General features: G+C 65.0%; 6 protein-coding genes. All 6 read left to right on the forward strand.

What is annotated here, in order from left to right; translation table 11 throughout:
* On the forward strand, positions 1 to 572 hold a 572-nt coding region (locus LQ144_RS22610), incomplete at its 5' end, for a WYL domain-containing protein (RefSeq protein ID WP_230121486.1).
* A 10-nt stretch (positions 573 to 582) separates the two neighbouring features.
* Positions 583 to 954, forward strand: a complete 372-nt coding sequence (locus tag LQ144_RS22615) for a hypothetical protein (protein ID WP_230121487.1) — start codon at positions 583 to 585, stop codon at positions 952 to 954.
* 32 nt (positions 955 to 986) lie between these two features.
* The gene (tatA, locus tag LQ144_RS22620; protein ID WP_230121488.1) at positions 987 to 1,265 is read left to right on the forward strand and encodes a Sec-independent protein translocase subunit TatA; all 279 of its coding nucleotides are present in this window, start codon (positions 987 to 989) and stop codon (positions 1,263 to 1,265) included.
* Positions 1,266 to 1,313: 48 nt separating this feature from the next.
* Positions 1,314 to 2,108 carry a twin-arginine translocase subunit TatC gene (gene tatC, locus LQ144_RS22625; RefSeq protein ID WP_230121489.1) on the forward strand — a complete coding sequence of 265 codons (795 nt, stop codon included), beginning with the start codon at positions 1,314 to 1,316 and terminating at the stop codon, positions 2,106 to 2,108.
* Positions 2,109 to 2,132: 24 nt separating this feature from the next.
* Positions 2,133 to 5,036, forward strand: a complete 2,904-nt coding sequence (locus tag LQ144_RS22630) for a DEAD/DEAH box helicase (protein WP_230121490.1) — start codon at positions 2,133 to 2,135, stop codon at positions 5,034 to 5,036.
* A gap of 52 nt (positions 5,037 to 5,088) precedes the next feature.
* A partial coding sequence (locus LQ144_RS22635; protein ID WP_230121491.1) for an amidohydrolase family protein occupies positions 5,089 to 5,476 on the forward strand: 388 nt, incomplete at its 3' end.

A 5,476-nucleotide genomic window follows, 5' to 3' on the forward strand; every position in this document is an offset into this window, starting at 1 on the left:
GGGCGGGTGCGTTGTCCGGGCCGGAAGTGGGCCCCGCCAATTCCGCCAACCTGGAGATGATCCGCAGCGCCATTGCCTCTGGTTCACAGCTGCACCTCGTCTACCTTTCGGCGCAGAAGGATTCCCTTTCGGAGCGGGACGTCGACCCCCTGCGGCTCTACTCCATGGACAACACCTGGTACTTCGAGGCGTACTGCCATTCGGCGGCCGGCCTGAGGAACTTCCGGCTGGACCGCATCGAAGAGCTCAAGCCGAACGGAAAGCCGGTCTCCTCCCCGGTCAGGCCCGACGGCGGGTTCCCGGCGAAGCTCTTCACCCCTAACGACGACGACACCCTTGTGACGGTGCAGCTCACCGGCCACGGTGCCGGCCTTGCGGACGACTACTACGCCGAACGCACCGCCCCGCTGCCCGATGGCGGGCTGGTCGCGGAAATAAGGTTCGGAAGCACGTCCTGGCTGCCCATGTTCGTGGCACAGCACGGCGGGACAGTGCGGATTCTCGAACCGGCTGCGCTGGCGGGGGCGGCCCGGGACTGGATCGAGGCGGCCCTGGCCCGGTACGCCAGCTAGACTACTCAGCATGCCTTGGTGGTCATGGATCCTGATCTGGATTGCGCTGATAGCGCTTTCCCTGCTGTTCTACGTGCTCATGGGCATCCGGCTATGGCGGAAGTTCATGGCCACCCTGACGGAACTGGGTGCCGCCGGAGACAAACTCGGGCATCTGCCTGACCCCGGTGCTGTTCCTGGCCCGGCAACAGATCCGCCCGCGGATCCAGCGGCAGCGACACAAACAGTGCCGGGAACCGCAGTCTTTGCCTCACCGCACCAGATGCGCCATGATTACCACGCATCCAAGTCATCCCGTGTGGAAGCCCGGCGGCAGCGCCGGATCCGTCGCAAGGCCGACCGGGGGCAGCCCCAGGCCTTGCACGACATCGAATTCAGATAAACGTAGGATGTAGTTAGAGGAAAGGACTTCCAGTGGGACGACTCTTTGATGGCCCTTGGCCCATCGTAATCATCATCATCGTGGCTCTGCTTCTTTTTGCCGCGCCCAAGCTTCCGGCCATGGCACGCAGCCTCGGCCAGTCCATGCGGATCATCAAGTCCGAGGTCAAGGAAATGAAGAACGACGGCAAGCCGGAAAACCCGGACGGCACCGGTCCGGTTGAGGGTCGAGTGGTGAACCACCCGCAGTCCCGGACGACGAACGGCGAGCCGACTGACGGTACAGACGTTCCGCCGTCGAACCGCGCTTGACCTGAAGTGGCAGTGACGAGGGGCCGCAAAGCCAACCCTGAGGGCCGCATGGCTCTCATGGACCACCTGAATGAGCTTAAGAACAGGCTCATCAAATCGGCGATCGGGCTGGTGATTGGCGGCATTGGCGGCTGGATCCTTTACGATCCGGTGCTGAGCGCGCTCAAGGAACCCGTGGACCGGATTGCCGAGCATACCGGCGGCACGTCGTCGGTGAATTTCTCGAGCATCGCGTCTCCCTTCGACTTTAAACTTCAGCTGTCTCTGCTGATCGGTGCGGTCATTTCGAGCCCGATCTGGATCTACCAGCTGTGGGCCTTCATCACGCCCGGGCTGACGTCAAAGGAGCGGCGGTACACGCTCGGCTACATGGCAGCTGCCGTCCCGCTGTTCCTGGCCGGCGTCTGGGTGGGCTGGATGGTGACGCCACAGGTTGTGCGTGCGCTGACCCAATTCACCCCGTCCGGTTTTTCCAACCTCATCGACGCGCGAGACTACGTTGATTTCGTCACGCGCATGGTGCTGTTCCTGGGCCTCGCCTTCCTGGTTCCCGTGGTGCTGGTCGGCGTGAACATGGCGGGCATCATCCGCGGCCAAACGATCCTCAAAGCCTGGCGCATCACGGTCTTCCTCGTTTTCGTCCTGGCCGCCGTGGCAGCCCCGGGAGCCGATGCCCTGTCCATGTTCCTGCTGGCCGGGCCGCTCCTCCTGCTCTTCTTCGCCGCCATCGGCCTCTGCATCCTCAATGACCGCCGCCGCGACCGCCGCGCCGCCAAGCAGGCAGCTGAGACCGAGGCCACTGCCGATATAGCGACTCCGGGCAGCGAGCTGAGGAATCTCTAGCTCCGTCCCGGCTAGGCTTGAAGCATGTCCACCACCACCGGGTCCCCGTCGCCGTCCGAACGCTACCGGGCCAGCGCCGAACGGACCGCGGAATCCAAAACCTATCTGGGGTCTTTCGCCGGAACCCTGGACTTTGAGCTGGACGACTTCCAGCGGCAGGCCTGCCGGTCACTCCAGGAGGGACGCGGCGTCCTGGTGGCTGCGCCTACCGGCGCCGGCAAGACCATCGTGGGTGAGTTCGCGATCTACCTGGCCCTGCAGCGCGGGCTGAAGGCCTTCTACACCACCCCGATCAAGGCGCTGAGCAACCAGAAGTACGCCGAGCTCGCGGAAAAATACGGTGCGGACAGCGTCGGACTGCTGACCGGAGACACCAGCATCAACGGCGAAGCCCCGGTGGTGGTGATGACCACCGAGGTCCTGCGGAACATGCTGTACGCCGACTCCGATTCGCTGGATGACCTAGGTTTTGTCGTCATGGACGAGGTCCACTACCTTGCGGACCGCTTCCGGGGCGCCGTGTGGGAGGAGGTCATCATCCACCTGCCCAGCGAAGTCCAGGTGGCCTCGCTCAGCGCCACGGTTTCCAACGCCGAGGAATTCGGTGCATGGCTGGACACCGTCAGGGGGGACACCGACGTCATCGTGTCCGAGCACCGGCCGGTTCCGCTCTGGCAGCACGTGATGGTGGGCAAGGAGATTGTGGATCTGTTCGCCGGAGAAACCACTTTCGACGAAATCGCCCCCGAGGGGGAACCGGCGGCCGCCTCGGCGCTGCCGGAAGCGCCCAGTCGCGACGACGCCGGTCAACGCGGTTTCGAAGTCAACCCTGAACTGTTGTCCATGGCCCGGTCGGAAAGCCAGCTGAACTTCCAGGGCCGGTTCGGGCACGGCGGCCGCAGCCAGCGCAGGCAGCACAGGCAGCGCGCTGACGACCGGTCCCAGCAGGCAGCTCCCCGCACTGCCGTCCGGAAGGCCAGCCGGCCACAGGTAATTGCCAGCCTGGACCGGCAGGACCTGCTCCCCGCCATAACTTTCATCTTCTCCCGGGCAGGCTGCGACGCGGCGGTGTCCCAGTGCGTTGCGGCCGGATTGTGGCTCACCACGGAGCGGGAACAGCGCATCATTGCCCAGCGCGTCGACGAAGCCGGTCAGGACATCCCGTCCGACGACCTTGAGGTGCTGGGCTTTTGGAGCTGGAGGGACGGGCTGCTCAGGGGTATTGCGGCCCACCACGCCGGCATGCTGCCCACGTTCAAGGAAGTCGTCGAGAAACTCTTTGCCGATGGACTCGTCAAAGCTGTCTTCGCCACGGAAACACTGGCCCTCGGCGTCAACATGCCTGCCCGGTCCGTGGTCCTGGAGAAACTGGACAAGTTCAACGGCGAAGCGCACGTGGACATCACGGCAGGGGAGTACACCCAGCTCACCGGCCGGGCAGGCCGGCGCGGCATCGACGTCGAAGGCCACGCCGTGGTGCTGTGGCAGCCCGGCACCGACCCGGCGGCAGTTGCGGGCCTCGCGTCCCGGCGGACCTACCCGCTGAACTCCAGCTTCAGGCCCACCTACAACATGAGCATCAACCTCCTTGCCCAGTTTGGCCGGCCCCGGGCCAGGGAGATTCTTGAGTCCTCGTTCGCCCAGTTCCAGGCTGACCGGTCTGTGGTGGGCCTGGCCAAGCAGGTGAGAAGCCGGGAGGAATCGCTGGCCGGCTACGCCAAGTCCATGACCTGCCACCTGGGAGACTTCACCGAATATGCCCGGCTGAGGCGCGAATTGTCCGACGCCGAGAACTTCGCCTCGCGCGGCAAGTCCCGGGCCCGGAAGTCGCTCAACGAAGATTCGCTCAGCCGTCTCCTGCCGGGCGATGTGGTGAATGTTCCGGCCGGCCGCGCCCCCGGCTACGCCGTGGTACTGAGCTCCGACCACAGCTCGCGCGAACCCCGGCCGGCCGTGCTCACCATGGAGAATCAGTTGCGCAGAATCGGCATCGATGACCTCGAGGGCCCGATTTCCCCGCTGACCCGGATCAGGATTCCAAAGTCCTTCAACGCGAAGGTCCCCAAGTCCCGGCGCGACCTGGCCTCGTCCGTCCGCAATGCTCTGCGTGAAAACCGCCCCCCGGCGCTCGGCAGCCCCCGCAACAACGACTTTGGGCTGGGGGCCGGGCTTCCGAACCAGGAAAAAAAGATCGCCGAACTTCGGCGTGCCCTGCGGTCACACCCTTGCCACGGCTGCAGCGAACGCGAGGACCACGCCCGGTGGTCCGAACGGTGGTGGAAACTGCGCAAGGAAACGGACGGGCTAATCCGCCAGATCCAGGGCCGCACCAACACGATCGCCAAGACCTTCGACCGCGTCTGTGACGTCCTGTCCGCTTACGGGTACCTCGAAACACCAGAGCCGGGAAAGCACCAAATCAGCGCTGACGGCCAGCGCCTCCGCAGGATCTATGGCGAGAAGGACCTGCTGATTTCACAGGCACTGCGCCAGGGTGCCTTCGATGATCTCGACGCCGTGGAGGTCGCCGCACTTGCCAGCGTGCTGGTGTACCAGGCGAAGCGGGAAGACCGCGGCCTGCGTCCGCGCATGCCCAGCGTTTCGCTGGAAACAGCGGTTGACGTCGTGGTCCGCGAATGGTCGGCATTGGAGGACGTGGAGGAGCAGAACAAGCTGCCCCTGACCGGTGAGCCCGAGCTTGGGCTGGTCTGGCCCATGTACAAGTGGGCCCGCGGGCGGCACCTTCAGGAAGTCCTCAGCGGCACTGACCTGGCCGCCGGCGATTTCGTGCGCTGGGTCAAGCAGGTGATTGACCTGCTCGACCAGCTGGCCAAGATCCCCGGGCTGGATCCGCGGCTTGCCAGGCTGTGCAGCGAAGCCATCAAGATCGTCCGGCGCGGGGTCGTGGCTTACTCCACGGTGGCCTGACCCGCACCTCATCCTGCGACACCAGAACAAGCAGCAAGGAGTTCCATCCCTCATGACCGACGCAACCACCAGCGGCAAGGCCAGTCCCGGCCCGTCACGAGTGACGCTGTACCGCAACGGCTCCGTCTACACGGCGGCCGATCCGTTCGCCACCGCCATGCTCGTGGACGGTGACACTGTCGCGTGGGTGGGTTCGGAACAGGCAGCTACGTCGATTGCTGACAGTTCGATGGACGTCATTGACCTCCGCGGCGCGCTTTTGGCACCCGGATTCGTCGATTCCCATGCGCATCTGACGGAAACCGGCATTGCCCTCGATTCGCTGCAGCTGGGCGGTGTCCGTTCCGCACGGGAGCTCCTCGACGCTGTTGCGGGGGCAGCCACGGCCGGCCCCGTCCTGGGTCACGGCTGGGATGAGTCGCTGTGGGAAGATCCCGCCC

Source organism: Arthrobacter sp. Bi83, from assembly GCF_918698095.1.
Classification (GTDB): Bacteria; Actinomycetota; Actinomycetes; order Actinomycetales; family Micrococcaceae; genus Arthrobacter.